The 24,630-nt window shown below is 62.3% G+C and carries 23 protein-coding genes (1 of these 23 cut by a window edge); 15 read left to right on the forward strand and 8 right to left on the reverse strand.

Annotation, left to right across the window (positions count from 1 at the left end):
* Nucleotides 1–273 precede the first annotated feature (273 nt).
* From V6093_RS21525 to dksA, 5 genes are all read right to left on the reverse strand, one after another.
* Nucleotides 274–1,716, reverse strand: a complete 1,443-nt coding sequence (locus V6093_RS21525) for a sigma-54 dependent transcriptional regulator (protein WP_014754467.1) — start codon at nt 1,714–1,716, stop codon at nt 274–276.
* A 4-nt stretch (nt 1,717–1,720) separates the two neighbouring features.
* Nucleotides 1,721–4,696, reverse strand: coding sequence for a sensor histidine kinase (locus V6093_RS21530; RefSeq protein WP_012053738.1), 2,976 nt, complete (start codon nt 4,694–4,696; stop codon nt 1,721–1,723).
* Nucleotides 4,680–4,856: a hypothetical protein gene (locus tag V6093_RS21535; RefSeq protein WP_003250005.1), complete on the reverse strand. Its 177-nt coding sequence runs from the start codon at nt 4,854–4,856 to the stop codon at nt 4,680–4,682. The genes V6093_RS21530 and V6093_RS21535 overlap by 17 nt, the downstream gene beginning before the upstream one ends.
* 233 nt (nt 4,857–5,089) lie before the next feature.
* Nucleotides 5,090–5,977, reverse strand: a complete 888-nt coding sequence (gene gluQRS / locus V6093_RS21540) for a tRNA glutamyl-Q(34) synthetase GluQRS (RefSeq protein ID WP_003250007.1) — start codon at nt 5,975–5,977, stop codon at nt 5,090–5,092.
* Between the two features lie 63 nt (nt 5,978–6,040).
* Nucleotides 6,041–6,487 (reverse strand): RNA polymerase-binding protein DksA, encoded by a 447-nt coding sequence (gene dksA / locus V6093_RS21545; protein ID WP_003250009.1) that lies wholly within the window; start codon nt 6,485–6,487, stop codon nt 6,041–6,043.
* Between the two features lie 210 nt (nt 6,488–6,697).
* Here dksA and V6093_RS21550 point away from each other — a divergent pair, with 210 nt between their 5' ends.
* Both V6093_RS21550 and sfsA read left to right on the forward strand, forming a co-directional pair.
* Nucleotides 6,698–7,870, forward strand: coding sequence for a pyridoxal phosphate-dependent aminotransferase (locus tag V6093_RS21550; protein WP_014860190.1), 1,173 nt, complete (start codon nt 6,698–6,700; stop codon nt 7,868–7,870).
* Nucleotides 7,870–8,583: a DNA/RNA nuclease SfsA gene (gene sfsA / locus V6093_RS21555; protein ID WP_004575787.1), complete on the forward strand. Its 714-nt coding sequence runs from the start codon at nt 7,870–7,872 to the stop codon at nt 8,581–8,583. The genes V6093_RS21550 and sfsA overlap by 1 nt, the downstream gene beginning before the upstream one ends.
* On the opposite strand, the gene V6093_RS21560 is transcribed toward sfsA, so the two are convergent.
* The gene (locus tag V6093_RS21560) at nt 8,546–8,890 is read right to left on the reverse strand and encodes a Rieske (2Fe-2S) protein (protein WP_017147960.1); all 345 of its coding nucleotides are present in this window, start codon (nt 8,888–8,890) and stop codon (nt 8,546–8,548) included. The two genes, sfsA and V6093_RS21560, sit on opposite strands and share 38 nt — an antisense overlap.
* A gap of 148 nt (nt 8,891–9,038) precedes the next feature.
* Here V6093_RS21560 and V6093_RS21565 point away from each other — a divergent pair, with 148 nt between their 5' ends.
* The 4 genes from V6093_RS21565 to V6093_RS21580 all read left to right on the forward strand — a co-directional run bounded on the left by V6093_RS21565 (nt 9,039) and on the right by V6093_RS21580 (nt 12,713).
* The gene (locus tag V6093_RS21565; protein WP_012053733.1) at nt 9,039–9,923 is read left to right on the forward strand and encodes a hemin ABC transporter substrate-binding protein; all 885 of its coding nucleotides are present in this window, start codon (nt 9,039–9,041) and stop codon (nt 9,921–9,923) included.
* A gap of 50 nt (nt 9,924–9,973) precedes the next feature.
* The gene (locus V6093_RS21570) at nt 9,974–10,957 is read left to right on the forward strand and encodes an iron ABC transporter permease (protein WP_265980396.1); all 984 of its coding nucleotides are present in this window, start codon (nt 9,974–9,976) and stop codon (nt 10,955–10,957) included.
* A complete protein-coding gene (locus V6093_RS21575) occupies nt 10,957–11,724 on the forward strand; it encodes a heme ABC transporter ATP-binding protein (protein ID WP_047603406.1) in 768 nt (255 codons plus the stop codon). The genes V6093_RS21570 and V6093_RS21575 overlap by 1 nt, the downstream gene beginning before the upstream one ends.
* 104 nt (nt 11,725–11,828) lie before the next feature.
* The gene (locus tag V6093_RS21580) at nt 11,829–12,713 is read left to right on the forward strand and encodes a ChaN family lipoprotein (protein WP_265980386.1); all 885 of its coding nucleotides are present in this window, start codon (nt 11,829–11,831) and stop codon (nt 12,711–12,713) included.
* Nucleotides 12,714–12,894: 181 nt separating this feature from the next.
* Here V6093_RS21580 and V6093_RS21585 read toward each other — a convergent pair whose 3' ends face one another.
* Together V6093_RS21585 and V6093_RS21590 are read right to left on the reverse strand one after the other, a co-directional pair.
* The gene (locus tag V6093_RS21585; RefSeq protein ID WP_003250025.1) at nt 12,895–13,173 is read right to left on the reverse strand and encodes a TfoX/Sxy family protein; all 279 of its coding nucleotides are present in this window, start codon (nt 13,171–13,173) and stop codon (nt 12,895–12,897) included.
* 157 nt (nt 13,174–13,330) lie between these two features.
* Nucleotides 13,331–14,893: a bifunctional aminoglycoside phosphotransferase/ATP-binding protein gene (locus tag V6093_RS21590; RefSeq protein ID WP_070096301.1), complete on the reverse strand. Its 1,563-nt coding sequence runs from the start codon at nt 14,891–14,893 to the stop codon at nt 13,331–13,333.
* A gap of 115 nt (nt 14,894–15,008) precedes the next feature.
* On the opposite strand from V6093_RS21590, the gene mrcB reads away from it, so the two are divergent.
* The 9 genes from mrcB to msrQ form a co-directional block, all read left to right on the forward strand.
* Nucleotides 15,009–17,330 carry a penicillin-binding protein 1B gene (gene mrcB / locus V6093_RS21595; RefSeq protein WP_003250030.1) on the forward strand — a complete coding sequence of 774 codons (2,322 nt, stop codon included), beginning with the start codon at nt 15,009–15,011 and terminating at the stop codon, nt 17,328–17,330.
* Between the two features lie 15 nt (nt 17,331–17,345).
* Complete coding sequence (locus V6093_RS21600) at nt 17,346–18,146, forward strand: M48 family metallopeptidase (protein WP_017147958.1); 801 nt, start codon at nt 17,346–17,348, stop codon at nt 18,144–18,146.
* A complete protein-coding gene (locus V6093_RS21605; protein WP_003250034.1) occupies nt 18,146–18,478 on the forward strand; it encodes a YqcC family protein in 333 nt (110 codons plus the stop codon). Before V6093_RS21600 ends, V6093_RS21605 begins: the two co-directional genes overlap by 1 nt.
* Before the next feature lie 408 nt (nt 18,479–18,886).
* Nucleotides 18,887–20,611, forward strand: a complete 1,725-nt coding sequence (locus V6093_RS21610; RefSeq protein ID WP_003250036.1) for an acetolactate synthase 3 large subunit — start codon at nt 18,887–18,889, stop codon at nt 20,609–20,611.
* A 1-nt stretch (nt 20,612) separates the two neighbouring features.
* On the forward strand, nt 20,613–21,104 hold the full coding sequence (gene ilvN / locus V6093_RS21615) for an acetolactate synthase small subunit (protein ID WP_003250040.1): 492 nt from the start codon (nt 20,613–20,615) through the stop codon (nt 21,102–21,104).
* Between the two features lie 56 nt (nt 21,105–21,160).
* The gene (gene ilvC / locus V6093_RS21620) at nt 21,161–22,177 is read left to right on the forward strand and encodes a ketol-acid reductoisomerase (protein ID WP_003250043.1); all 1,017 of its coding nucleotides are present in this window, start codon (nt 21,161–21,163) and stop codon (nt 22,175–22,177) included.
* Nucleotides 22,178–22,327: 150 nt separating this feature from the next.
* Nucleotides 22,328–23,179, forward strand: coding sequence for a CDP-diacylglycerol--serine O-phosphatidyltransferase (gene pssA, locus V6093_RS21625; RefSeq protein ID WP_003250045.1), 852 nt, complete (start codon nt 22,328–22,330; stop codon nt 23,177–23,179).
* A gap of 79 nt (nt 23,180–23,258) precedes the next feature.
* Nucleotides 23,259–24,272: a protein-methionine-sulfoxide reductase catalytic subunit MsrP gene (msrP, locus tag V6093_RS21630; protein ID WP_014860198.1), complete on the forward strand. Its 1,014-nt coding sequence runs from the start codon at nt 23,259–23,261 to the stop codon at nt 24,270–24,272.
* Nucleotides 24,272–24,630 carry the 5' portion of a protein-methionine-sulfoxide reductase heme-binding subunit MsrQ gene (gene msrQ, locus V6093_RS21635; RefSeq protein ID WP_108078770.1) on the forward strand. Its footprint extends 253 nt past the window's final position, so the window shows 359 of its 612 coding nt (coding positions 1–359); it begins with the start codon at nt 24,272–24,274; its stop codon lies off the right edge, out of view. Before msrP ends, msrQ begins: the two co-directional genes overlap by 1 nt.

Genomic DNA, 24,630 nt, shown 5'->3' on the forward strand with positions numbered 1-24,630 from the left:
AGCGCCTGTGAGACCGAGCGCCGCCCGCGCGGCGCTTCGCGGCTAAAGCTGCTCCTACATGTGTTCGGGCCAATTTTTTCTGTGGGATTTGCGCGCGAACGCCTTGGCGCATGGCTCGAGATTGCGTCGTACAACAAGGCGGTCGCGCGCGCGTGGCACAGGAGGGACTGGCCCGAAACAAATGTAGGAGCGGCTTTAGCCGCGAAGCGCCGCGCGGGCGGCGCTCGATCTCACCGACGCCGCATAGGCTGCGGCGTACGGTGCGCAGGTCGGTTATTCGCTGGTAGCGTTGCTCTTGCGCCGTGGGATGCCCAGGCGCTGGCGGCGTTCCCACAGGCACTTGCGGCTGACGCCGAGCTTGCGTGCCAGTTCGGTCTCGGTCATGTGGTCCTGGTGTTCAAGCACGAAGTGCTGGAAATAGTCTTCCAGCGACAGGTCTTCGGTCGGCTCGTGGCTGGCATTGCCCGCGTTGGCCACCACCAGGGCATTGTCGAGGAGGTCATCCTCTTCCAGGTCGCTCAGCTCGATGTCGATGCCCAGCAGCTCGGCGGAAATTTCTGCGCTCTCGCTGAGAATCACCGCGCGCTCCACGGCGTTTTCCAGTTCACGCACGTTACCGGGCCAGCTGTAGTGACGAATGGCTTGCTCGGCCTCGGCCGAGAAGTGCAGGTCGTCGCGGCCGATGCGAGCGCTTTGGCGGGCGAGGAAGACGTTGGCGATCTCGTTGACGTCGCTACCACGCTCGCGCAGAGCCGGCAGCTTCAGGGCGATGACGTGCAGTCGGTAATACAAGTCTTCACGGAACTGGCCGGCCTTGGCCAGGTTCTTCAGGTCACGGTGGGTCGCGGCGATCAGGCGCACATCGACCTTTTGCGACTGCACCGAACCTACCCGGCGTATCTCGCCTTCCTGCAGCACACGCAGCAGGCGAGCCTGGGCTTCGAGCGGCAGTTCGCCAATTTCATCGAGGAACAGCGTACCGCCATCGGCGGCCTCCACCAAGCCGGCGCGCCCGGCGCTGGCGCCGGTGAACGCGCCTTTTTCGTGGCCGAACAGCTCGGATTCGATCAGCGTTTCGGGGATGGCCGCGCAGTTCACCGAGATCATCGGTGCCTTGGCCCGGCGAGACAGGTTGTGCAGGGCGCGGGCCACCAGCTCTTTACCGGTGCCGGACTCGCCCTGGATCAGCACATTGGAGTCGGTAGGCGCGACTTTGCGGATCTTGCTGTACATGTCCTGCATGGGCTGGCACGAGCCGATGATGCCGATTTCGCCATTGGCCGTTGCCGCGCTGCCTTTGTCGGGCGCTGTAGCCTTGCCATTGCTGGCGCGTGGCTCGGCAGGCGGTGCAGCAGCGGGGGCGTTCTGCCGGTCACGCAGAATACGCGCTACGGCCTGCAGCATCTCGTCATGGTCGAAGGGCTTGGCGATGTAGTCCACCGCGCCCATTTTCATCGAGTCCACCGCTGAGCGCAGGCTGGCGTAACTGGTCATGATCAGCACCGGGGTGCCCTGGCCGAGCTTGATCAGCTCGGTGCCGGGCGCGCCTGGCAGGCGCAGGTCGCTGACGATGAGGTCGAAAGTGGCAATGCTGAAGCGTTCCTGGGCTTCCTGCACCGAGCCGGCCTCGCTGACCTGGTACTGGTTCCGCTCAAGCAGGCGACGCAGGGCCGAGCGGATGATGGTTTCGTCTTCGACGATCAGAATGTGCGGCATTGATTCAATTCTCTCGACGGTCTCGAATTTCAGGGGACGTCGCTACGACATGCCGGGGCAGGGTCACGCGGATCCGGGTGCCACGTTGCCGTTCGATATCGGCCGGGCTGTCGATGGTGATTTGCCCATAATGCTCTTCCACGATGGAATAGACCAGAGCGAGCCCCAGTCCGGTTCCTTCGCCCGGGTCCTTGGTGGTGAAGAAGGGTTCGAACAGGCGGTCCATGATGTTCTTCGGAATCCCGCTGCCTTCGTCTTCGACGATCAGGTCGACGGTGTGCTCGTTAACCTCGCTGCGCACGCGCACGGCGCTGCCGGGCGGCGAGGCATCGCGGGCGTTGGAGAGCAGGTTGATCAGCACCTGGGCCAGGCGCTGCGGGTCACCTTCGGCCCAATGGTCCGGGTCGCAAAGGTTGAAGAACTGTACTTCGAAATTGCGCCGGTTCAACGCCAGCAGACCGATGGCGTCTTGTGCCACTTCGGCCAGGCACACCGGTTCCTCGCTGTTCTGGTGGCTGCCGCCAGCATGGGCGAAGCTCATCAGCGACTGGACGATGCGCGATACGCGCTTGGTCTGGTCAAGGATCTGGCTGGACAACTCGATGATTTCGCCATCGCCTTCGCGTTCCTCGCGCAGGTTTTGCGCCAGGCAGGCGATGCCGGTGATCGGGTTGCCGATCTCGTGGGCCACGCCGGCGGCCAGGCGGCCGATGCTGGCCAGGCGCTCGGAGTGCACCAGTTTGTCTTCCAGTGCCTGGGTTTCGGTAAGGTCCTCCACCAGCAATACCAGCCCGCTGTTACCGGGGGCCAGTGGCTCGTCGATGGCTGCCTTGTGCAGGTTCAGCCAGCGCGGCTGGCCGTCCAGCGCCAGGCGCTGCTTGTGCAGGTGCTCGTCGGGCACGTTGATGAAGCCTTGCAGCAGGCCGCGCCAAGGCTCGTCGATGGTGACCAGGCGCGAGCCGACCACATGCTTGGCGGCGATGCCGGTGAGCTCTTCCATGGCCTTGTTCCACATCAGGATTTCCTGGTCCTTGGCCAGTGAGCAGACGCCCATGGGCAATTCCTGCAGGGTCTGGCGATGGTAGCGGCGCAAGGCATCGAGTTCGGCGGCCAGCCCGGTCAGGCGCGAGTGGTAGTCTTCCAGGCGGCTTTCGATGAAGTGGATGTCTTCGGTCACGTAGTTTTCGTTACCGGACTTGTACGGCAGGAAAGTCTCGACCATGTCCTGGGCGACGCTCGGCCCCATCAGGCCGGACAAGTTGGCTTCGATGCGGTCGCGCAGGCGGCGCAGGGCATAGGGGCGGCGTTCGTCGAACGGCAGGTAGAGGTCGCGCAGTGCTTGCTCGACTTCCTTTTGCGCGGCCTTGGCGCCCAGCGGCTTGGCCAGCTGGGTGGCGAATTCCTGCGGCGAGGCGGCGTGCAGCTCGCGGCGCTGCGGGCGGCGCACGTTATCCACGGCACAGGCTTCGGCCGCGCTGACCTCTTCGGTGCTGGCGTTGGTGAACAGTGAGATCAGGGTGAACAGCAGCACGTTGGCCGCCAACGAGGCGATGGCTGCCATGTGCCAGCTGGTGTCGTCCAGCACATAGATCATGTCCAGCAGCGGGATGTAGAAGCCCTGCAAGTTGCCGAGAAGCGGCAGCAGCATGGTCACCATCCACACCAGGGTGCCGGCCAGCAGCCCGGCGATGAAACCGCGGCGGTTGGCGGTTGGCCAGTAGAGCACCGACAGCACCCCAGGCAGGAACTGCAAGGTGGCGACGAACGCGACGATACCCAGGTTGGCCAGGCTCTGGTGGTAGTTCTGGCTCAGGTAGAACATGAAGCCGGCGGTGATGATGGCGACGATCAGTGCACGGCGGGTCCACTTCAGCCAACGGTAGATGTTGCCCTCGGCCGGCGGCTGGTAAAGCGGCAGCACCAGGTGGTTCAGGGCCATGCCCGACAGCGCCAGGGTGGTGACGATGATCAGGCCGCTGGCTGCCGACAGGCCGCCAATGTAGGCCAGCAGTGCCAATGCCTGGTTGTTGGCGGCGATGCCCAGGCCCAGGGTGAAGTACTCGGGGTTGGTGCTGGCGCCCAGGCGCAGGCCGGCCCACAGCACCAGCGGCACGGCAAGGCTCATCAGCAGCAGGAACAGCGGCAGGCCCCAGCTGGCGCTGACCAGCGAGCGCGGGTTGAGGTTTTCGGTAAAGGCCATGTGGTACATGTGCGGCATGACGATGGCCGAGGCGAAGAACACCAGCAGCAGGGTGCGCCATGGGCCTTCCTGCAGGGGTGTGTGCAGGGCGGCGAGGGCGGTCTGGTTCTGCAGCAGCCAGACTTCCAGCTCGTGCGGGCCGCCGAATACGCCATACAAGGCATACAGGCCGATACCGCCCAGGGCCAGCAGCTTGATCACCGACTCGAAGGCGATGGCGAATACCAACCCCTCATGTTTCTCGCGCGTGGCGATGTGCCGCGAGCCGAAGAAGATGGTGAACAGAATGATCAGCGTGCAAAAGGCAAAGGCCACCCGGGCCTTGACCGGTTCACCGGTAAGGATGCTGATCGAATCGGCCACCGCCTGGATCTGCAAGGCCAGCAATGGCAGCACGCCAATCAGCATGATGATGGTGGTCAAGGCCCCGGCCCAGGTACTGCGGAAGCGGAAGGCCAGCAGGTCGGCCAGCGATGACAGCTGATAGGTGCGGGTGATCTTGAGGATCGGGTAGAGCAGCACCGGCGCCAGCAGGAATGCGCCAGACACCCCCAGGTAACAGGCAAGGAAACCGTAGCCGTACTGGTAGGCCAGGCCAACCGAGCCATAGAAGGCCCAGGCGCTGGCGTAGACGCCCAGCGACAGGGTGTAGGTAAGTGGGTGGCGAATGATCGAACGCGGGATCAGCCCGCGCTCGCTGATCCAGGCCACGCCGAACAGCACCATGAGGTACCCGGCGCTGATCAGGATCATCTGGGTCAGGCTAAAGCTCATCGGCATCTCTTTGGCTCTGCAGGATGAAGGTGACGACGATCAGGATCAGCCAGAGCAGGTAGGGGCGGTACCAGGCTCCGGTCGGTTCGATCCACCAGTCCATGATGGCCGGGGAGAACAGGTAGATCCCCACGACCAGAAGCAGGACCAAACGATAGATGTACATGCTGGCCTCGATGGTTGGGCGCTGCGGGCTTGAACTTATTATTGGCGCAAATGGCAGGGGGGATGCTAGCGGGAATCCACAGCGTTCGCCAAGGGTTTGAATTTACTGGGCTTTTGTTTTTGAGAGGTGGAATGAATGTGCCGGCCTCTTCGCGGGTGAACCCGCCCCTACAGGTAAAGCGTTGCTTCTAGGTTTGTGGGAGCGGGCGCGCCCGCGAAGAGGCCGGTAAAGGTTCAGCGCAGATCAGCCTCTGGCACCGTGGTCCGCTGCGCGATCGCTTCCGGCCGCCATTGCGTGCGCGCGACTGCCAGCACCTCTGCCGGTGTCGCCAACAGCAGTTCCGGGTCTGTCTCCTGCCCCAGCGCCCGCAATGCCCGCAGCAGTAGGGGGGTAGCATGCTCCGCCTGCAGTGGCGGCGAACGGTACGACTTGCCCAGCTTGTGCCCATCCGGCTGCACGATCAGCGGAATATGCAGGTAACGCGGCTGTGAGAAGCCCAGCAGTTCCTGCAGGTACAGCTGGCGCGGGGTGTTGTCGAGCAGGTCGGCACCACGCACGATGTCGGTAACACCCTGCCAGGCATCGTCCAGCACCACGGCCAGCTGGTAGGCGTACAACCCGTCACGACGCTGGATGACGAAGTCGCCCACCTCACGCCCCAGGTGTTGCTGGTACTCACCCTGCACCCGGTCGGTAAAGCGGTAGATCAGCTCTGGCACCCGCAAGCGGATGGCCGCCCCTTCACGGGCATGCCCGGCGTTACGGCAAAAGCCCGGGTAGATGCCGTTGTAGCGTTCCAGTTGCTTGCGCGAGCAGGTGCATGCATACGCCAGGCCCATGTTGAACAGGCGGTCTACCACGGCAGCATAGGCATCGTGGCGCTGGCTCTGGAATACCACCTCGCCATCCCAGTGCAGGCCATAACGTTCCAGTGTCTGGAGGATGGCATCGCGGGCGCCGGGCATTTCCCGGGGCGGGTCGGTGTCTTCCATGCGCAGCAGCCAGCGGCCGTTGACGGCGCGGGCATCGAGCCAGGAGGCGAGGGCGGCGACCAGCGAGCCGAAGTGCAGGAAGCCGCTGGGGGTGGGGGCGAAGCGCCCGATGTAGCTGGAGTCGGTCATGGTCAGGCTGGGCATATAAATGAAACGGGGCGCATGATGCGCCCCGTTCAGGTGGAAGAAAGATCAGCCTTTGCCGACCGTTTTTTCCTTTTTCTCGGCAATTTCCTTGCAGTCGAAGCACAGGTCGGCGGTTGGGCGGGCTTCCAGGCGGCGCAAGCCGATCTCGATGCCGCACGACTCGCACCAGCCGTACTCTTCGTCCTGAATCTTCTGCAGGGTTTTATCGATTTTCTTGATCAGCTTGCGCTCGCGGTCGCGGTTGCGCAGTTCGAGGGCAAACTCCTCTTCCTGGGATGCGCGGTCTGCGGGATCTGCGAAGTTGGCTGCTTCTTCTTTCATATGGTCAACGGTCTTGTCGACGCCGACCATCAGCTCTTGCTTCCAGCCAGTGAGGATCTTGGTGAAGTGCTTGCGCATGGGCTCACCCATGTACTCCTCACCCTTGGTCTCCTGATAGGGTGCAACCCCATAAAGATTCTGGTTGGCTTTTTGCTTTTCTAGGGTGGACATGAATAGACCGCCTCTCACTCATCTGATCCAATGCGCAGGATGCTCCATCTCCGGCGACCGCCGGCCCTGCGACTGCGAGCCGCCGAACTTACCAGATAGATCGGGGGTGCGCTACCCCGCCCGATCCTGCTAATTGACACCGGCCTGAGCGGTACGTTCGGTGGTGTGCAGAGGTAGAATCTCCAGTTTAGACCCAATTGAGAGAAGGTCATGGCCCAACCCTACAGTGCGCGCAGCCGCGCCATCGAACCTTTCCACGTCATGGCGCTGCTGGCCCGGGCCAACGAGCTGCAGGCGGCCGGGCACGACGTGATCCATCTGGAAATCGGCGAACCGGATTTCACCACGGCCGCACCCATCGTTGCGGCCGGCCAGGCCGCGCTGGCCGCCGGGCACACGCGCTACACCGCTGCACGCGGTCTGCCGGCACTGCGTGAGGCAATTGCCGGCTTTTATGGGCAGCGCTATGGCCTGAACATCGACCCGGAACGCATCCTTATTACCCCAGGTGGCTCCGGCGCGCTGCTGCTGGCCAGCAGCCTGCTGGTGGACCCGGGCAAGCACTGGCTGCTGGCCGATCCGGGTTACCCGTGCAATCGCCACTTCCTGCGTCTGGTCGAGGGCGGGGCCCAATTGGTACCGGTGGGCCCGGATGTGAACTACCAGCTGACTGCCGACCTGGTTGAGCGCTACTGGGACAAGGACACCGTCGGTGCCCTGGTCGCTTCGCCGGCCAACCCGACCGGTACCGTGCTGGGGCGCGATGCGTTGGCCTGCCTGGCCAAATCCACCCATGAGCGGCATGGCCACTTGGTGGTGGACGAGATCTACCACGGCCTCACCTATGGCATGGACGCGCCGAGCGTGCTGGAAGTCGACGACTCGGCATTCGTCCTGAATAGTTTTTCCAAGTATTTCGGCATGACCGGTTGGCGCCTTGGCTGGTTGGTGGCCCCGCCCGGTGCGGTCGCCGACCTGGAGAAACTGGCGCAGAACCTGTACATCAGTGCGCCGAGCATGGCCCAGCATGCCGCGCTGGCCTGCTTCCAGCCCGAGGCGCTGGCCATTTTCGAAGAGCGCCGCGCCGAATTCGCCCGCCGTCGCGACTACCTGCTGCCCGCCCTGCGTGAACTGGGCTTCCGCATTGCCGTCGAGCCGCAAGGCGCGTTCTACCTGTATGCCGATATCAGCGCTTTTGGCGGGGACGCGTTCGCATTCTGCCGACACTTCCTGGAAACCGAGCACGTGGCGTTCACGCCGGGCCTGGACTTCGGTCGCCACCTGGCCGGGCACCATGTGCGCTTCGCTTATACCCAGAGCCTGCCGCGCTTGGAAGAAGCGGTGCAGCGTATTGCCCGTGGCCTGCAGAGCTGGCAAGGCTGATGCGTTTCTCTCCTTCACTCGAGCAGGGCCGCCTGTTGCGTCGCTACAAGCGCTTTCTGGCTGATATCGAACTGGCCAGCGGCGAGCAGATGACTATCCACTGCCCGAATACCGGCTCCATGCTCAACTGCATGCGTGAAGGTGGGCAGGTGTGGTTCAGCCGCTCCAACGACCCCAAGCGCAAGCTGCCAGGGACCTGGGAAATCAGCGAAACCCCCCAGGGGCGGTTGGCCTGCGTGAATACCGGGCGGGCCAATGCGTTGGTCGAAGAGGCCCTGCGCGCCGGCACAATCACTGAACTGGCCGGTTTCACTGCACTCAAGCGCGAAGTGGCCTATGGCGAGGAAGGCAGCCGTATCGACTTTCGCCTGGAGTTCGAGGGTGCCCCGGCCTATGTCGAGGTCAAGAGTGTGACGCTGGGCTACCCCGACACGGCAGTTGCGGCCTTCCCTGATGCGGTGACTCAACGCGGTGCGAAACACCTGCGCGAGCTGGCAAAGCTGGCCCGGCAGGGCGTGCGGGCCGTGCAGCTGTATTGCGTGAACCTGACCGGTATCGACGCTGTGCGCCCGGCTGAAGAAATCGATACGGCCTACGCCCAGGCGCTGCGCGCTGCCGTAGCGGACGGGGTGGAGGTGCTGGCCTATGGCACTCGGCTGGACGCCGAGGGTATCGTCATCGATCGTCGCTTGCCGGTGCTGCTGACCCCTTGAACCAGATGCCCTGGCTGTCTTCGTGGCAGCCCAGGGGCTGCAACTGCTCACCCTCACAGGGGCCTGCCACGCATTCGCCGCTTTCTATCAGGAACAGCGCACCGTGATGGGCGCAGTGGATGAGGCTGGCGCTGTCATCCAGAAACGCGTCCTCTGCCCAGTTCAGCGGGATGTCCCGGTGCGGGCAGCGGTTGCGGTACAGGTACACCTGGCCTTGGCGACGCACGCCGAACAGTTCGAGGCCGTCTACGCTGAAGGCGCGGCTTTGGCCCTCGGCCAGGCCGAGGGATGTACAAAGGAAGTGCATGGCGAGGATGACCCGTGAAACACGTGATGGCTTGACGCTCCAATGCGAATAATTATCAAATTGATCGCATTCGCTGCGCCTGGCTGCCTATGGTGCGCAGTTCCGCTGCTCGCCACAAGGCGTGTAGCCCGTCTTCAGAAGGAACCCGATGATGCGCCGTCCAGCTGCTTTTCTCGCTCTGTGTGCAAGCCTTGTGCTCTCTACCCAAGCCTTGGCAGCCGAGCTGCCGCAACGCTGGGTCAGCGCGGGTGGCGCCTTGAGCGAGTGGATAACCGCATTGGGGGGGGAAGCGCGCCTGGTCGGAGTGGACACTACCAGTCAGCACCCGGCCTCGTTGAAAGCCTTGCCCAGTGTGGGTTATCAGCGGCAACTGTCGGCCGAGGGCATTCTCAGCCTGCGCCCGGATGTGCTGGTGGGCACCGAGGAAATGGGGCCGCCACCGGTACTGGCGCAAATCCGCAAGGCCGGCGTGCGGGTCGAGTTGTTCTCCAGCAAGGCCGAGCTGCCGGCAGTAGATGAAAACCTCAGGCACCTGGGGCAGTTGCTCGGTGCAGAGCAGCAAGCGTCCGCGCTTGCAGCGGACTACCGCCAGCGGCTCGATGCGTTGCAGGCCAACGTCAAGCTGGCCCAGGCCGGGCAGCAGGCTCCCGGGGTGTTGCTGCTGGTCGGCCATGCCGGGGCCAAGCCGCTGATCGCCGGGCAAGGCACTGCCGGTGACTGGCTGCTGAGCCAGGCGGGTGGGCGTAACCTGGCCGCGCACCCAGGCTACAAGAACTTCTCCAACGAAGCGTTGGCGGCGCTTGACCCGGATGTGATCGTGTTTTCCGACCGGGCGCTGGCCGATGAACAGGCCTTGCAGGCGCTGTTGAAAGAAAACCCCGCGCTGGCTGCCTCGCGGGCCGTGCGTGAGAAACGCCTGGTCTCCTTGGACCCGACGCTGCTGGTCGGCGGGCTCGGGCCTCGGCTACCGGCGACCTTGCAGTCGCTGGCAGCCACCTTCTACCCGGCTGCTCAGGCCAGCTTCGCGCAATGAAACAGCGGGTCTCGCCACGTACGTTGTTCATTAGCCTGAGCCTGCTGTGCCTGTTGGCGATCTGGCTGTCACTGGCGCTGGGGCCAGTCAGCCTGCCAATGTTCGATACCCTGCGCGCTGGCCTGCGCCTTTTGGGATTGCCTGTCTCCGAAGATGGCCTGCAGCAGGCCGAGATGATCCTTGGTCAGATCCGCCTGCCGCGCACCCTGTTGGGGTTGGCGGTGGGCGCGGTGCTGGCGCTGTCCGGGGTGGCGATGCAGGGGCTGTTCCGCAACCCGCTGGCCGACCCCGGGCTGGTAGGGGTTGCCGCCGGCGCCGCGATGGGGGCAGCGGTTGCCATTGTTGGCGGCGCCTGGTTTGGCGGCATGCCGGATGCTTTCGCGCCTTATCTGCTGTCGTTCTGCGCGTTTGTCGGCGGGCTTGGGGTAACTGCGCTGGTCTACCGCCTGGGGCGCCGCGATGGCCAGACCAACATCGCCACGATGCTATTGGCTGGCGTGGCCATGACCGCACTGGGGGGCGCGGCCGTGGGGCTGTTCTCTTACCTGGCCGATGACGCCACCTTGCGCACGCTGACGTTCTGGAACCTTGGCAGCCTCAATGGCGCCAGCTATGAGCGGCTGTGGCCATTGTTGCTGGTGGCGACAGGGGTAGCGGTGTGGTTGCCGCGCCGGGCCAAGGCGCTGAATGCCCTGTTGCTGGGTGAGTCGGAGGCCCGTCACCTGGGCGTTGACGTGGAGCGGCTCAAGCGTGAGCTGGTGTTCTGCACGGCGCTGGGCGTGGGGGCGGCAGTGGCGGCGGCCGGGTTGATCGGCTTCATCGGCCTGGTAGTGCCGCACCTGGTACGTCTGCTGGCCGGGCCTGATCACCGTGTGGTGCTGCCTGCCTCGCTGCTGGCCGGCGGTGTACTGATGTTGTTCGCCGACCTGGCGGCGCGGCTGCTGCTGGCGCCTGCCGAGCTGCCGATTGGTATCGTCACGGCCTTCATTGGTGCGCCGTTCTTCCTGTTCCTGCTGATGCGAGGGCGCGGCTGATGTTGCATGTAGAGGGCCTGTACCTGCGCAGGGGCAGCAATGAGGTGCTGCACGACATTCACCTGCAGTTGCCTCCGGGGCAGGTCGTGGGTGTGCTCGGTCCCAACGGTGCCGGCAAGAGCAGCCTCCTGAGTGTGCTGTGCGGTGAACTGGCGCCCGACCGCGGGCGGGTAACGCTGCAGGGCCGCCCGCTGGCCGAATGGGCCGGACAGGACCGGGCAAGGCGCCTGGCAGTGTTGCCGCAGGTGTCCAGCCTGGGTTTCTCGTTTCGGGTGGAGGAAGTGGTAGGCATGGGGCGCATGCCTCATGGCACCGGTCAGCGGCGCGATGCGGAAATTGTCGAAGCGGCGTTGCGGGCGGCAGATGCCTGGCACCTGGTGGAGCGCAGCTACCTGGCGCTTTCCGGTGGCGAGCGGCAACGGGTACACCTGGCCCGCGTGCTGGCGCAGCTATGGCCGGGGGAGGAGGGCAGCACGTTGTTGCTCGACGAACCGACCTCGATGCTCGACCCGCTGCATCAGCACACCACCCTGGAAGCCGTACGCCGCTTCGCCGACTGCGGTGCTGCAGTGTTGGTGATCCTGCATGACCTGAACCTGGCAGCACGTTACTGTGACCGTATCCTGTTGCTGGAACAGGGGCGCTGCCACGCGTTTGCCACGCCCGAAGCGGCACTGACCCCAGCGGCACTGAAGGCGGTGTACGGTATTGACGTATTGGTGCAGGCGCACCCCGAGCGCGGGCACCCGCTGATCATCACCCGTTGATGTTCTCAACGCGTGCAGGGCCTTTGTGAAAGTGGCCTTGTCTTGCGACCGGCCCGCCCCCGGTGCAGGCCATTTAAAGTGTGGATGACATGGAGTAACTGCCGATGCGACACCCGATGCTGTCCGGTTTCTCGCTGTGCCTGGTACTGGCGATAGGCGGCTGTCAGGCCAGCCTGCCGCCGTTGCCCGCCTGGCAGAGCAGTGAAGGTCGCACGCACGCCGAGCTGGGAAAGATTGTCGACCTGTCCAATGAGCAGGTCATAAGCCCTGAAACGCTGGTGCAGCGCCTGGCTGATGCGCCCCGAGTGCTTGTCGGCGAGAAGCATGACAACCCTGACCATCACGCGCTGCAACTGTGGCTGCTGCGCGCTCTTCAAGGCCAGCGCACTCAGGGCAGCCTGTTGCTGGAGATGCTGCAGCCCAGCCAGCAATCGCGGGTGGACAAGCTGGTGGGGCAGCCTTTGCCGGAAGACTTGCCCAAGGCACTGGCCTGGCAGGAGGGCTGGGATTGGCAGTTGTACGGGCCGATTGTCACCGAAGCCTTGCAGCATCGGGTGACGTTGCTGGCCGCCAACCTTTCGCCCGACGAGATGCGTCAGGCCTATCGACAGCCGGCTCCGGTGCAGGGCGAAAAGTCCAATGCACCCGCGGTAAAGGCTGCCTTGCTGGAACAGGTGCGCGCCGGGCATTGCGGGATGCTGCCGGAAAACCAGTTACCGGCGATGCTGGCCGTTCAGCAGCAGCGCGACCGGCGCATGGCCGAGCGCTTGCAGGCGGCACCGCAGCCGGCGCTGCTGTTTGCCGGGGCTTACCATGTGCGCAAGGACCTGGGCATACCCTTGCATCTGGCTGACCTGGGGGCGTCGGCGGAGAGCAAGGTTTTGCTGCTGGCTGAGGTGGGCGAGCGAGTCGAGCCTGGCGAGGCTGATTATGTGTGGTACACGGCGGCGATGCCGGAGCAGGATTATTGTGCGCAGCTGCGGCGTTGATCCTGAAAAAGCACAGGCAAAAAAAAGACCCGGCAAATTGCCGGGTCAATAACCGTGATTAGCCTGATGAGGAGATAATCTGAGAGTCCGAACCAGGGGCTCTTAGCTTATCCAACCAGTCTCGCGACCAGTTGTGATAATCATAACAATTCTCATTTAGGCGTCAATCCCTTTACCTCGATTATTTTGGTTTTTTTTGCGCAGGGTTTTTCGCATCCAATTGTTGGTTGAGTGCTTCCTTGCGTTCGAGCGGCAAATCGTTCCAGTGCATGTCCAGCAGGGCGCCTTCAATGGCATACAACAGCACCTTCGATGCACGGAACCCTCGTGTCTTCACGGCCTGGTACGCACCCACCGCGCCCAGGCGGCGCAAATCCGATGCACTGTGGATGCCGGCTGCATGCAGCCACTGCGCAGAAGTCTTGCCAAGGTTCTTCAGATGCTGCAATTCATCGTTCATCGAGCCTCCTTGCGATGGCTGAACGGGAATGGGGGATAAATCGCGAGCAGGTCTGAGAGGAGTGTAGCGGGCGTTGGGAAATATGCGGCTTTTTGCCATCGGGTGATGAGCGGCCTGTGCCTGCCCCTTCGCGGGCAGGCACAGGAAGATGACGAACTTACAGGCCAGGCAACCGCTGGCGAATCTGCTCGATCACCTGATCCATGCTGCCGGCAGCCTGGGTATCGACGCGGGTGCTGTGCACCAGCTCCTGCGCATCCAGCGCCTCACGGCTGGCCTGCTGGGCCTTGATCACCTCCAGCGTGGCATCCGAGGGGTCGCTGTTTTCAGCCTGGCGCTGCTCCAGCCAACTGGCGATGACCGCCTCTGGCGCGTGGCAGTCGAGGATGAGGAACGGCACGCCGGTCTGGCTGGCAACGTCTGCCGCAGCCTGACGCTGCTCACGCTTGAGGTAGGTGGCGTCCAGCACCACCGGGAAGCCGGCGCGCAGCACGGTCGCTGCCACCTCGTGCAGGCGCTGATAGGTCGCTGCGCTGGCGTCCTGGTCGTATATGCCCGTACTCAGCTGGCCGGCGTCGGCCTGCTGTTGTTCGCCGAACAGGCGCTTGCGCTCTACGTCCGAACGCACGCGCACTGCACCCAAGGCCTCGACCAGGCGCATGGCCACGTGACTTTTGCCCACCGCCGAAACACCATGGGTGATGGCCAGCAGGCGCGACGGGATGGCGCTGTAACTTTCGGCCAGGTTGGCGTAGTTGCGGTAGGTGCGCAGGGTGGTGGCACGTTGCACGCCATCGGCGTCGGCCGGCATGCTGAACAGTGCGACCTTGGCCCGCACCAGCGCACGGTAGGCTTTGTAGAAGTTGAGCAGTTCCAGGCCTTCGTAATCCCCCGTCAGTTCCAGGTACTGGCTGATGAAGCGCCGGGCCAGGCATTTCAGGCCGCGGTCTTCCAGGTCCATGGCCAGGAAGGCGGTGTCGGCGTAGACGTCGGTCAGTCGGAAAGGCTCGTTGAATTCGATGCAATCGAAAATCACCACCTTGCCATCGATCAAGGTGGCGTTGCCCAGGTGAATGTCACCGTGGCACTCACGGATGAAGCCATTGGCCTTGCGCTTTTCCAGCAGCCCTTGCAGGCGCTCGAAGCTGCTGCGGGCCCAGGCCTGCAGGGCGTCAAGTTGCTGCAGATCGGCTTTGTCGCTGAGGAATGGGCGAATCTGCTCGAAGTTCTGCTCCACCGGGGCCATCACGCTGTCTGGCGTGCCCAGCGGGTGCTCCATCGGCACACGCGGAGCCTGAAGGTGAAAATCGGCAATCTGCCGGGCCATCTGGTCGATGTGCGTGGCGTTCAGTTCGCCATTGGCCTGCAGGGTGTTGAGCATCTGCCCCTGGGGGAACTGGCGCATCTTCAGCGCGTACTCGATGGCTACGCCTTCGCCACCGATCTGCGGTGCGTCGACGCTACCGGTGATGGGCAACACTTCCAGGTACAGGCCTTCGGTCAGGCGTTGGTTCAGGCGCAATTCTTCGTTACAGAAATGCTGGCGCTGGTCCAGTCCGGTGAAGTCCAGGAAGCCGAAATTCATCGGTTTCTTGATCTTGTAGGCGTATTCGCCAGTGAGCAGGACCCAGGAGATATGCGTCTCGATGAGCTGAAACCCCTCCACGGGGTGAGGGTACAGGGCAGGGTTCTGCAACGCAGTAATAAGAGCTTGGCTCACGGCAAATCCTTCCGGGGCAAGGGAATTCGAATGCGCCATTATGGTCAATGGTGCCGTCCCTGCCTACCGCCGGGCCGTCTGCCCAGCCTTTATAAAGTGCGTATAATCCGCCGCCATGACCCGAACCCGAAATCCCCGCACCCCTCAGAAACGCCCGACCGGCCGCTCCCGCGCCTGGCTGGGCTGGGCTTTGAAGCTCAGCCTGGTTGGCCTGGTGATCGTCGCCGGCTTCGCGGTTTACCTCGATGCCGTCGTCCAGGAAAAGTTCTCCGGCAAGCGCTGGACCATCCCGGCCAAAGTGTATGCCCGACCGCTGGAGCTGTTCACCGGCCAGAAGTTGAGCAAGAACGACTTCCTCACCGAGCTCGATGCGCTCGGCTACCGTCGCGAAAGCGCGGCCAACGGCCCGGGCGCTGCGTCCGTCAGCGGCAATACCGTCGACCTCAATACCCGTGGCTTCCAGTTCTACGAGGGCATGGAGCCGGCGCAGTTCGTCCGTGTACGCTTTTCTGGCGATTACGTTGCAGGCCTTTCCGGTGCCAATGGCAAGGCGCTTGACGTGGTGCGGCTGGAGCCGCTGATGATCGGTGGCATCTACCCGAAAAATCTCGAAGATCGCATCCTGATCAAGATTGATCAGGTACCCAAATATCTGCTCGAAACCTTGGTGGCCACGGAAGACCGCGAGTTTTACAGCCACTACGGTGTGTCGCCAAAGTCCATCGCCCGGGCCATGTGGGTCAACACGTCGTCCGGCTCGATGCGCCAGGGTGGCAGTACCCTGACCCAGCAGTTGGTGAAGAACTTCTACCTCAGCAGCGAGCGCAGCCTCAGCCGCAAGCTGACCGAGGCGATGATGGCGGTCCTGCTCGAACTGCACTACGACAAGCGCGAAATCCTTGAGGCTTACCTCAACGAGGTGTTCGTCGGCCAGGACGGTCAACGCGCGGTGCACGGCTTTGGTCTGGCGAGCCAGTTCTTCTTCAGCCAGCCGCTGTCTGAGCTGAAACTGCATCAGATCGCCCTGCTGGTGGGCATGGTCAAAGGCCCGTCCTACTACAACCCACGGCGTCACCCCGAGCGTGCCCTGGCTCGCCGCAACCTGGTGCTCGACCTGGTGGCCGAGCAGGGCGTGGCCAGCCAGGCAGAAGTTGATGCGGCGAAGAAAATGCCGCTGGGCGTGACCAAGCGTGGCAGCCTGGCCGACAGCTCGTTCCCTGCCTTCCTCGACCTGGTCAAGCGACAGTTGCGCCAGGATTATCGTGACGAAGACTTGACCGAAGAAGGCCTGCGCATCTTTACCAGCTTCGACCCTATCCTGCAGATGAAGGCCGAAACCTCGATGAGCGAGACCTTCAAGCGCCTGGCGGGCCGCAAGGGGGCAGACGATGTCGAGGCGGCAATGGTCGTGACCAACCCTGAAACCGGTGAAGTACAGGCGCTGATCGGTAGCCGCCAGGCAGGTTTTGCCGGCTTCAACCGGGCCATCGATGCTGTACGGCCGATCGGCTCCCTGGTCAAACCGTCGGTATACCTGACTGCGCTGGAGCAGCCGAGCAAGTACACCCTGACCAGTTGGGTGCAGGACGAGCCATTTTCGGTCAAAGGGGCTGACGGCCAGGTCTGGCGCCCGCAAAACTATGACCGCCGCCCGCATGGCACTATCTACCTGTACCAGGGGCTGGCCAACTCTTACAACCTGTCGACCGCCAAGCTCGGCCTGGAAGTGGGTGTGCCGAACGTGATCAAGACCATTGGTCGCTTGGGCGTGAATGTCGACTGGCCAGCGTTTCCGGCCATGTTGCTGGGGGCGGGTGGCATGTCGCCGATGCAGGTCGCAACCATGTACCAGACCATCGCCAACGGCGGCTTCAACACGCCGATGCGCGGTATCCGCAGCGTGCTCACCGCCGAGGGCGAGCCGCTCAAGCGCTACCCGTTCCAGATCCAGCAAACCTTCGACCCGGGTGCCATTTACCTGGTGCAGAACGCCATGCAGCGTGTAATGCGCGAAGGTACAGGGCGTTCTGTGTACAACACCTTGCCACGCTCGCTGACCCTGGCGGGCAAGACCGGTACCAGTAACGACTCGCGTGACAGCTGGTTCTCCGGCTTTAGTCAGGATCTGCTGGCCGTGGTGTGGATGGGCCGTGACGATAACGGCAAGACACCGTTTACCGGCGCCACCGGCGCCTTGCAGGTGTGGACCAGCTTCATGAAGAAAGCCGACCCGCTGCCGCTGGATATGCCGCAACCGGATAACGTGGTGCAGGCCTGGATCGACCCTTACACAGGCCATGGGTCTGATGCCAGCTGTCCGGGAGCGGTGCAGATGCCGTATATTCGCGGGAGTGAGCCGCCGGCCGGCGCAACCTGTGGCGGCGAGCAGGACCCAGTCGAATCGGTAATGGACTGGGTCAAGGGCTGGATGAATTAAGCACAGGCTGCATTGATGAGGTGTGACGTGAACAAGTGGCTGTTTCCTGCCGTGACGGCGTTGGCTGTGCTCCAGGGGTGCTCCAGCGTCCCGCGTGGCAATATTCCGGTGGTCGACTCGAGCACCCGCGTGTCCAACAGCGAACGCGTGACGGCCAACCGCTCGGCGGGTGGCTATAACACCGGCACCGCCCAGGCGCAGACGCTGCCGGAGGATTCCGGTGTCACCGTGATGATCCCGCAGGGCGCAGGCGCATCGGGCATCCAGACATTCCCGGCGGGCAATGGCGCTGCGCCGATCAGTACCTCGCCGATCACCCCGGGGCCGATCAGTGCAGGGCCTGTCAGTTCGGCGCCGATGACCACCAATCCCAACCCGATTGCCGATGAACCCTTCGACATCGCTGCGATGAACAGCACCCCGCAAAGCGCCAGTGCGCCAACCGGTATTCCGCGCAGCGCCGCCGCCGGTGGCCTGTCGGCCGACGAGCAGCTGGACGGTCCTGTGCTGGCACTGCTGACCACTGCGAAGACGCAGCAGGGCAGTGGCGACTTCAACGGTGCCGCCTCGAGCCTGGAGCGTGCCCAGCGCATTGCTCCGCGTGAGCCGCAGGTACTGTATCGCCTGGCCCAGGTGCGCCTCTCGCAAGGTGATGCGGCGCAGGCCGAGCAGTTGGCGCGCCGCGCCCTGACCTACGCCAACGGCCGCCCAAGCCTGCAGGCAGAGCTTTGGAACACGATCGCCCAGGCCCGTGAAAAGCAGGGTGACAGCGCCGGCGCTGCGCTGGCCCGGCAAAAGGCGCGGGTCAATTCGTGATGATCGAGCAACGCGTGCTGGATATTGCCGACCACCTGCTCTTGATCGAGCGCGAGCTGCAGGTGCAAGGCTGGTGGGATGACGAGCCGCCAAGCGACGAGGCACTGGCCAGTACGGTGCCGTTCGCCGTGGATACCCTCAGTTTTGAGCAGTGGCTGCAATGGATCTTCCTGCCACGCATGAAGATCATCATCGAGCTGGGCCACCCGCTGCCCAACGCATCGAGCATCCTTGTCATGGCCGAAACCGTGTTTACCGACCGGCCGGAGCAAAGTCGTGAGCTACGCCGCCTGTTGGCAGCTTTTGACCAATTGATCGCTCCTTCCGCCTGATTTCTTCAGTTTTTCCGTCAAGGGCCGCAGATTGTGGCCCTTTTTTTTGGAAATCTTCTTAATTCTGCTGCTGAAGCGATTTTTAGTGGTGGCAGGAATTCATCTTGGGGAAAAATTGGCAATAATTTTTCTTGACTTGTTGGCGCCGAATCACAAGAATCCAACTTCCGCTGTAGAGGGACTGCCAGAAGCAGACCCGCTAAGCAGATCATGAGGTGCACACCCGCGCCGACCTGTTACACCCCGCAACGCGTTACCTCGCGCTGGGTGGGAAACCCCCGCAACACTCTGGGGATTTCCCAATACTTGCTCAGTCAGTGCTGACGTTCGCTCATGCTCTGCTTGGCAGTAAACCTATTAAGACCCGTCCAGTGAGGGCGGTATTCTGGCGTTTTAGAGGTGAACAACGTGGAGCTTTTATCTGGCGCTGAGATGGTCGTCCGCTTTTTGCGTGACGAAGGCGTTAAGCACATCTACGGGTACCCTGGTGGTGCTCTCCTGCATGTTTACGACGCACTGTTCAAAGAACCGGAAGTGGAACACATCCTGGTTCGTCACGAGCAGGCGGCCACCCATATGGCGGACGGTTACGCTCGCGCCACCGGCAAGGCCGGTGTGGTGCTGGTAACCTCCGGTCCTGGCGCAACCAATGCCATTACCGGTATTGCCACCGCCTACATGGACTCGATTCCGATGGTCATTCTGTCCGGCCAGGTGCCTAGCACCATGGTGGGCACCGATGCCTTCCAGGAAACCGACATGATCGGTATCTCGCGGCCGATCGTGAAGCACAGCTTCATGATCAAGAATCCGACCGAGATCCCTGAAGTTCTGAAAAAAGCTTTCTACCTGGCGCAATCCGGTCGTCCAGGTCCAGTCGTGGTCGACATTCCAAAAGATATGACCAACCCGGCTGAGAAGTTCGAATACGTCTACCCGAAAAAGGTCAAGCTGCGCTCCTACAGCCCGGCGGTCCGTGGTCACTCCGGCCAGATCCGCAAGGCTGCCGAGATGCTTCTGGCGGCCAAGCGCCCGGTCGTCTACTCCGGTGGCGGTGTGATCCTCGGCGGTGGCTCCGAAGCCCTGACTGAAATCGCCAAGTCGCTGAACCTGCCGGTCACCAATACCCTGATGGGGTTGGGTGGCTTCCCGGGTACCGACCGCCAGTTCCTCGGCATGCTCGGCATGCATGGCAGCTACACCGCCAACATGGCCATGCACAATGCCGACGTCATCTTTGCCGTCGGTGCGCGTTTCGACGATCGCGTTGTAAACGGTCCGGCCAAGTTCTGCCCGAACGCCAAGATCATCCACATCGACATCGACCCGGCGTCGATCTCGAAGATGATCAAGGCCGACGTGCCAATCGTCGGCCCGGTCGACAGCGTGCTCAGCGAAATGCTCGGCATCCTCAAGGAAATCGGCGAGCAGCCTGACAAGGCTTCGCTGGATGCCTGGTGGAAGCAGATTGACGAATGGCGTGGCAATGGCGAGTTGTTCCCTTACGACAAGGGCGATGGCAACGTCATCAAACCGCAAAAAGTCATCGAGACACTGTGTGAAGTGACCAATGGCGATGCCTTCGTCACTTCCGACGTGGGCCAGCATCAGATGTTTGCCGCGCAGTACTACCGCTTCAACAAGCCAAACCGCTGGATCAACTCCGGTGGCCTGGGCACCATGGGCTTCGGCTTCCCGGCGGCGATGGGCGTCAAGCTCAACTTCCCGGATCAGGACGTGGCCTGTGTGACCGGCGAAGGCAGCATCCAGATGAACATCCAGGAGCTGTCTACCTGCATGCAATACGGCCTGCCGGTGAAGATCGTCAACCTCAACAACGGTGTGTTGGGCATGGTCCGCCAATGGCAGGACATGGCCTACAACGGTCGTCACTCGCACTCGTACGTCGAGTCGCTGCCTGACTTCATCAAGCTGGCCGAGGCCTATGGCCATGTGGGTATCCGCATCACCAGCCTGAAGGACCTCAAGCCGAAGCTGGAAGAAGCATTTGCGATGAAGGACCGTCTGGTGTTCATCGACATCGCGGTTGACCGCAGTGAGCACGTCTATCCGATGCAGATCAAGGATGGCTCGATGCGTGACATGTGGCTGAGCAAGACGGAGCGTACCTGATATGCGGCACATCATTTCCCTGCTGCTGGAAAACGAACCAGGTGCGTTGTCCCGCGTGGTCGGCCTGTTCTCCCAGCGCAACTACAACATTGAAAGCCTGACTGTAGCGCCAACCGAAGACCCGACCCTGTCGCGTCTGACGCTGACCACCGTTGGCCATGACGAAGTGATCGAACAGATCACCAAGAACCTGAACAAGCTGGTCGAAGTGGTCAAGCTTGTCGACCTGTCGGAAAGCGCTCACATCGAGCGTGAACTGATGCTGGTCAAGGTCAAGGCCACCGGTGCCCAGCGTGCCGAGATCAAGCGCACCACGGATATCTTCCGTGGCCAGATCGTCGACGTGACCGCCAGCGTGTATACCGTGCAGCTGAGCGGTACCAGCGACAAACTGGACAGCTTCATCCAGGCGATCGGCACTGCATCGATTCTGGAAACCGTGCGCAGCGGCGTTACCGGCATTGCCCGTGGCGACAAAGTGCTCAGCATCTAAATCCAAAAAATTAGCGATGGCTCCGCAGGGGCCGAGATATAACCAGGGGTATTTTCATGAAAGTTTTCTACGATAAAGACTGCGACCTTTCCATCATCCAGGGTAAGAAAGTCGCCATCATCGGTTACGGCTCCCAGGGCCACGCTCAGGCGTGCAACCTGAAAGACTCCGGTGTAGACGTTACCGTCGGTCTGCGTAAAGGTTCGGCTACCGTTGCCAAGGCTGAAGCCCACGGCCTGAAAGTTGCCGACGTTGCTACCGCTGTCGCTGCGGCTGACCTGGTCATGATCCTGACCCCGGACGAGTTCCAGGGCGCTCTGTACAAGAACGAAATCGAGCCGAACATCAAGAAGGGCGCTACCCTGGCCTTCTCTCACGGTTTCTCGATCCACTACAACCAGGTTGTTCCGCGTGCCGACCTCGACGTGATCATGATCGCGCCGAAAGCCCCGGGCCACACCGTTCGCTCCGAGTTCGTCAAAGGCGGCGGCATCCCTGACCTGATCGCTATCTACCAGGACGCTTCCGGCAACGCCAAGAACGTCGCACTGTCCTACGCTTCGGGCGTGGGTGGTGGCCGTACCGGTATCATCGAAACCACCTTCAAGGACGAAACCGAAACCGACCTGTTCGGTGAGCAGGCTGTTCTGTGTGGCGGTACCGTCGAGCTGGTCAAAGCCGGTTTCGAAACCCTGGTCGAAGCTGGCTACGCGCCGGAAATGGCCTACTTCGAGTGCCTGCACGAGCTGAAACTGATCGTAGACCTCATGTACGAAGGCGGCATCGCCAACATGAACTACTCGATCTCCAACAACGCCGAATACGGTGAGTACGTCACTGGCCCGGAAGTCATCAACGAAGAATCCCGCAAGGCCATGCGCAATGCCCTGAAGCGCATCCAGGACGGCGAGTACGCGAAGATGTTCATCTCCGAAGGTGCTACCAACTACCCATCGATGACCGCCAAGCGCCGCAACAACGCCGCTCACGGCATCGAAATCATCGGCGAGCAGCTGCGCTCGATGATGCCGTGGATCTCGGCTAACAAAATCGTCGACAAGACCAAGAACTAAGTCTTATCGAAAGATGAAAAACGCGGCTTCGGCCGCGTTTTTTCGTTCTGGCATCCAGCTTCTGGTATAAAGCAGACCAGTGGCTCGCTGTCAGAACCTGTTTCGCGGGCCCGTGTCGAACATTTTCCATCCTGTTGCAAGGTACCCTCCATGAGCGAACGTCCCGAAGAGCCGAACAAGCCCTCCGACGCCGAAAGCCTGCTACCTGTCGATGAGCACGTTGAAGAAGGGCATGACGCCGAAGGCCGCAAGGTGCGCCACCGCGGCATCTACCTGTTGCCCAACCTGTTTACCACCGCCAACCTGTTTGCCGGTTTCTATTCCATCATCAGCTCGATGAGCGCACAGAGCGCCCTGAGTGCCGGCGACCCGCGCGAGGCGAGCAAGTACTTCGCTTTTGCCGCTATCGCCATCTTCGTGGCCATGGTGCTCGACGGCCTGGACGGCCGCGTTGCGCGCATGACCAATACCCAGAGTGCCTTCGGTGCCGAGTATGACTCGCTGTCGGATATGGTCGCCTTCGGCGTGGCCCCGGCTTTGCTGGCCTTCGGCTGGGCGCTGGGTGACATGGGCAAGGTCGGCTGGATGGTTGCCTTCATCTATGTGGCCGGTGCCGCGTTGCGCCTGGCGCGCTTCAATACCCAGGTCGGTACCGCCGACAAGCGCTACTTCATCGGCCTGGCCAGCCCGGCTGCCGCAGGTGTGGTGGCGGGCACCGTATGGGCGTTCAGCGACTATGGCATCCAGGGCTCCAAGCTGTCGTTCCTGGTGGCGCTGCTGGTGGCTGCTGCTGGCATGCTGATGGTCAGCAACATCAAGTACAACAGTTTCAAGGAGCTGGACCTCAAGGGGCGCGTCCCGTTCGTGGCGATCCTGGCGGTGGTGCTGGTGTTTGCCGTCGTGTTCAGCGACCCGCCGCGTATCCTGCTGTTGATCTTCCTTGCCTATGCAGCATCGGGGCCGATCCAGTTCCTGCTGAAGGCGCGCCGTCGCAAAGCGTGAAAATCACTTAACGCTGGAATAACCTCACGGCTCCATAGTCTTACTGGTACATCCGTTACTCAGTGCTATGGAGCCGTTCATGCTTATCAAGCTTCCCAGGTCTTCCGAGTGCAAGGCGTCGGAGATCACCCCCGAAGGCATTTACCTTTCCCGTCGAGCCCTGCTGGGTGGCTCATTGGCTGGCTTGGCGCTAGGCGCATTGCCGGGCGGTGTGGGCGCGGCGCAAATGTCGCGTTATGCCGATGTGCAGGCTGGGGCCGCGCCGGCCTGGTTCACTGACAAGCTCGCGGCCACGCGCTGGCAGGCGGTGACGGTGAAGGACGAGGCGATCACGCCGTTCAAGGATGCCACTCACTACAACAACTTCTACGAGTTCGGGCCCGACAAGGGCGACCCGGCGGCCAATGGCGACAGCCTGAAGACCGAACCGTGGTCCATTGTGGTGGATGGTGAGGTTGGCAAGCCCGGACGCTATGCATTGGAGGACTTCGTCAAACCCTATCAGCTTGAGGAGCGGATCTATCGGCTGCGCTGCGTAGAGGCGTGGTCGATGGTCATTCCGTGGCTGGGGTTCCCTTTGGCTCAGGTGCTCAAGCAGGTCGAGCCGACTTCCAGTGCGCGTTATGTGCGTTTCGAAACGCTGAAGGATCCGCAGCATATGCCGGGGCAGCGTTCTGGCTTCGCCTTGATCGACTGGCCTTATAGAGAAGGGTTGCGCCTGGATGAGGCGATGCACCCGCTGGCAATTCTCGCAGTGGGTATGTACGGCCGGGAACTGCCCAACCAGAACGGTGCGCCGTTGCGTTTGGTGGTGCCTTGGAAGTATGGCTTCAAGAGCATCAAGTCGATTGTGCGCATCAGCCTGGTAGCGGAGCAGCCCGGCACTACCTGGGAAGGGCTGGCGCCGGATGAATATGGTTTCTACGCCAATGTGAACCCGACAGTCGACCACCCGCGCTGGAGCCAGGCGCGCGAACGTCGCTTGCCCAGCGGGTTGTTCAGCCCCAATGTGCGGGAGACGCAGATGTTCAATGGCTATGCTGATGAAGTGGCGTCGCTGTATACCGGGCTCGATCTGCGGAAGAACTACTGATGCGTTACCCCTGGTTTCGCTTGGCCATCTTTGTCGTAGGCTGCCTGTTCCCGGTGTGGTGGCTATATGAAGCGGCGATGAACCTGCTGGGGCCTGATCCCGGGAAGATCATGATGGATCGCCTTGGGCTTGGGGCGCTTACCTTCCTGTTGGTGACCTTGAGCATGACGCCACTGCAGAAGCTGACGGGCTGGTCTGGCTGGATCGTGGTTCGCCGGCAGCTGGGGTTATGGGTGTTCGCCTATATAGTGCTGCATATTCTGGCCTACCTGTTTTTCATTCTAGGGTTGGATTGGGGGCAGTTGGCGGTGGAGTTGCGCAAGCGCCCCTACATTATTGTGGGGGCGCTGGGGTTCTT

It is taken from the genome of Pseudomonas putida group bacterium ESBL64, from assembly GCF_045277175.1.
Lineage (GTDB): Bacteria > Pseudomonadota > Gammaproteobacteria > Pseudomonadales > Pseudomonadaceae > Aquipseudomonas > Aquipseudomonas alloputida.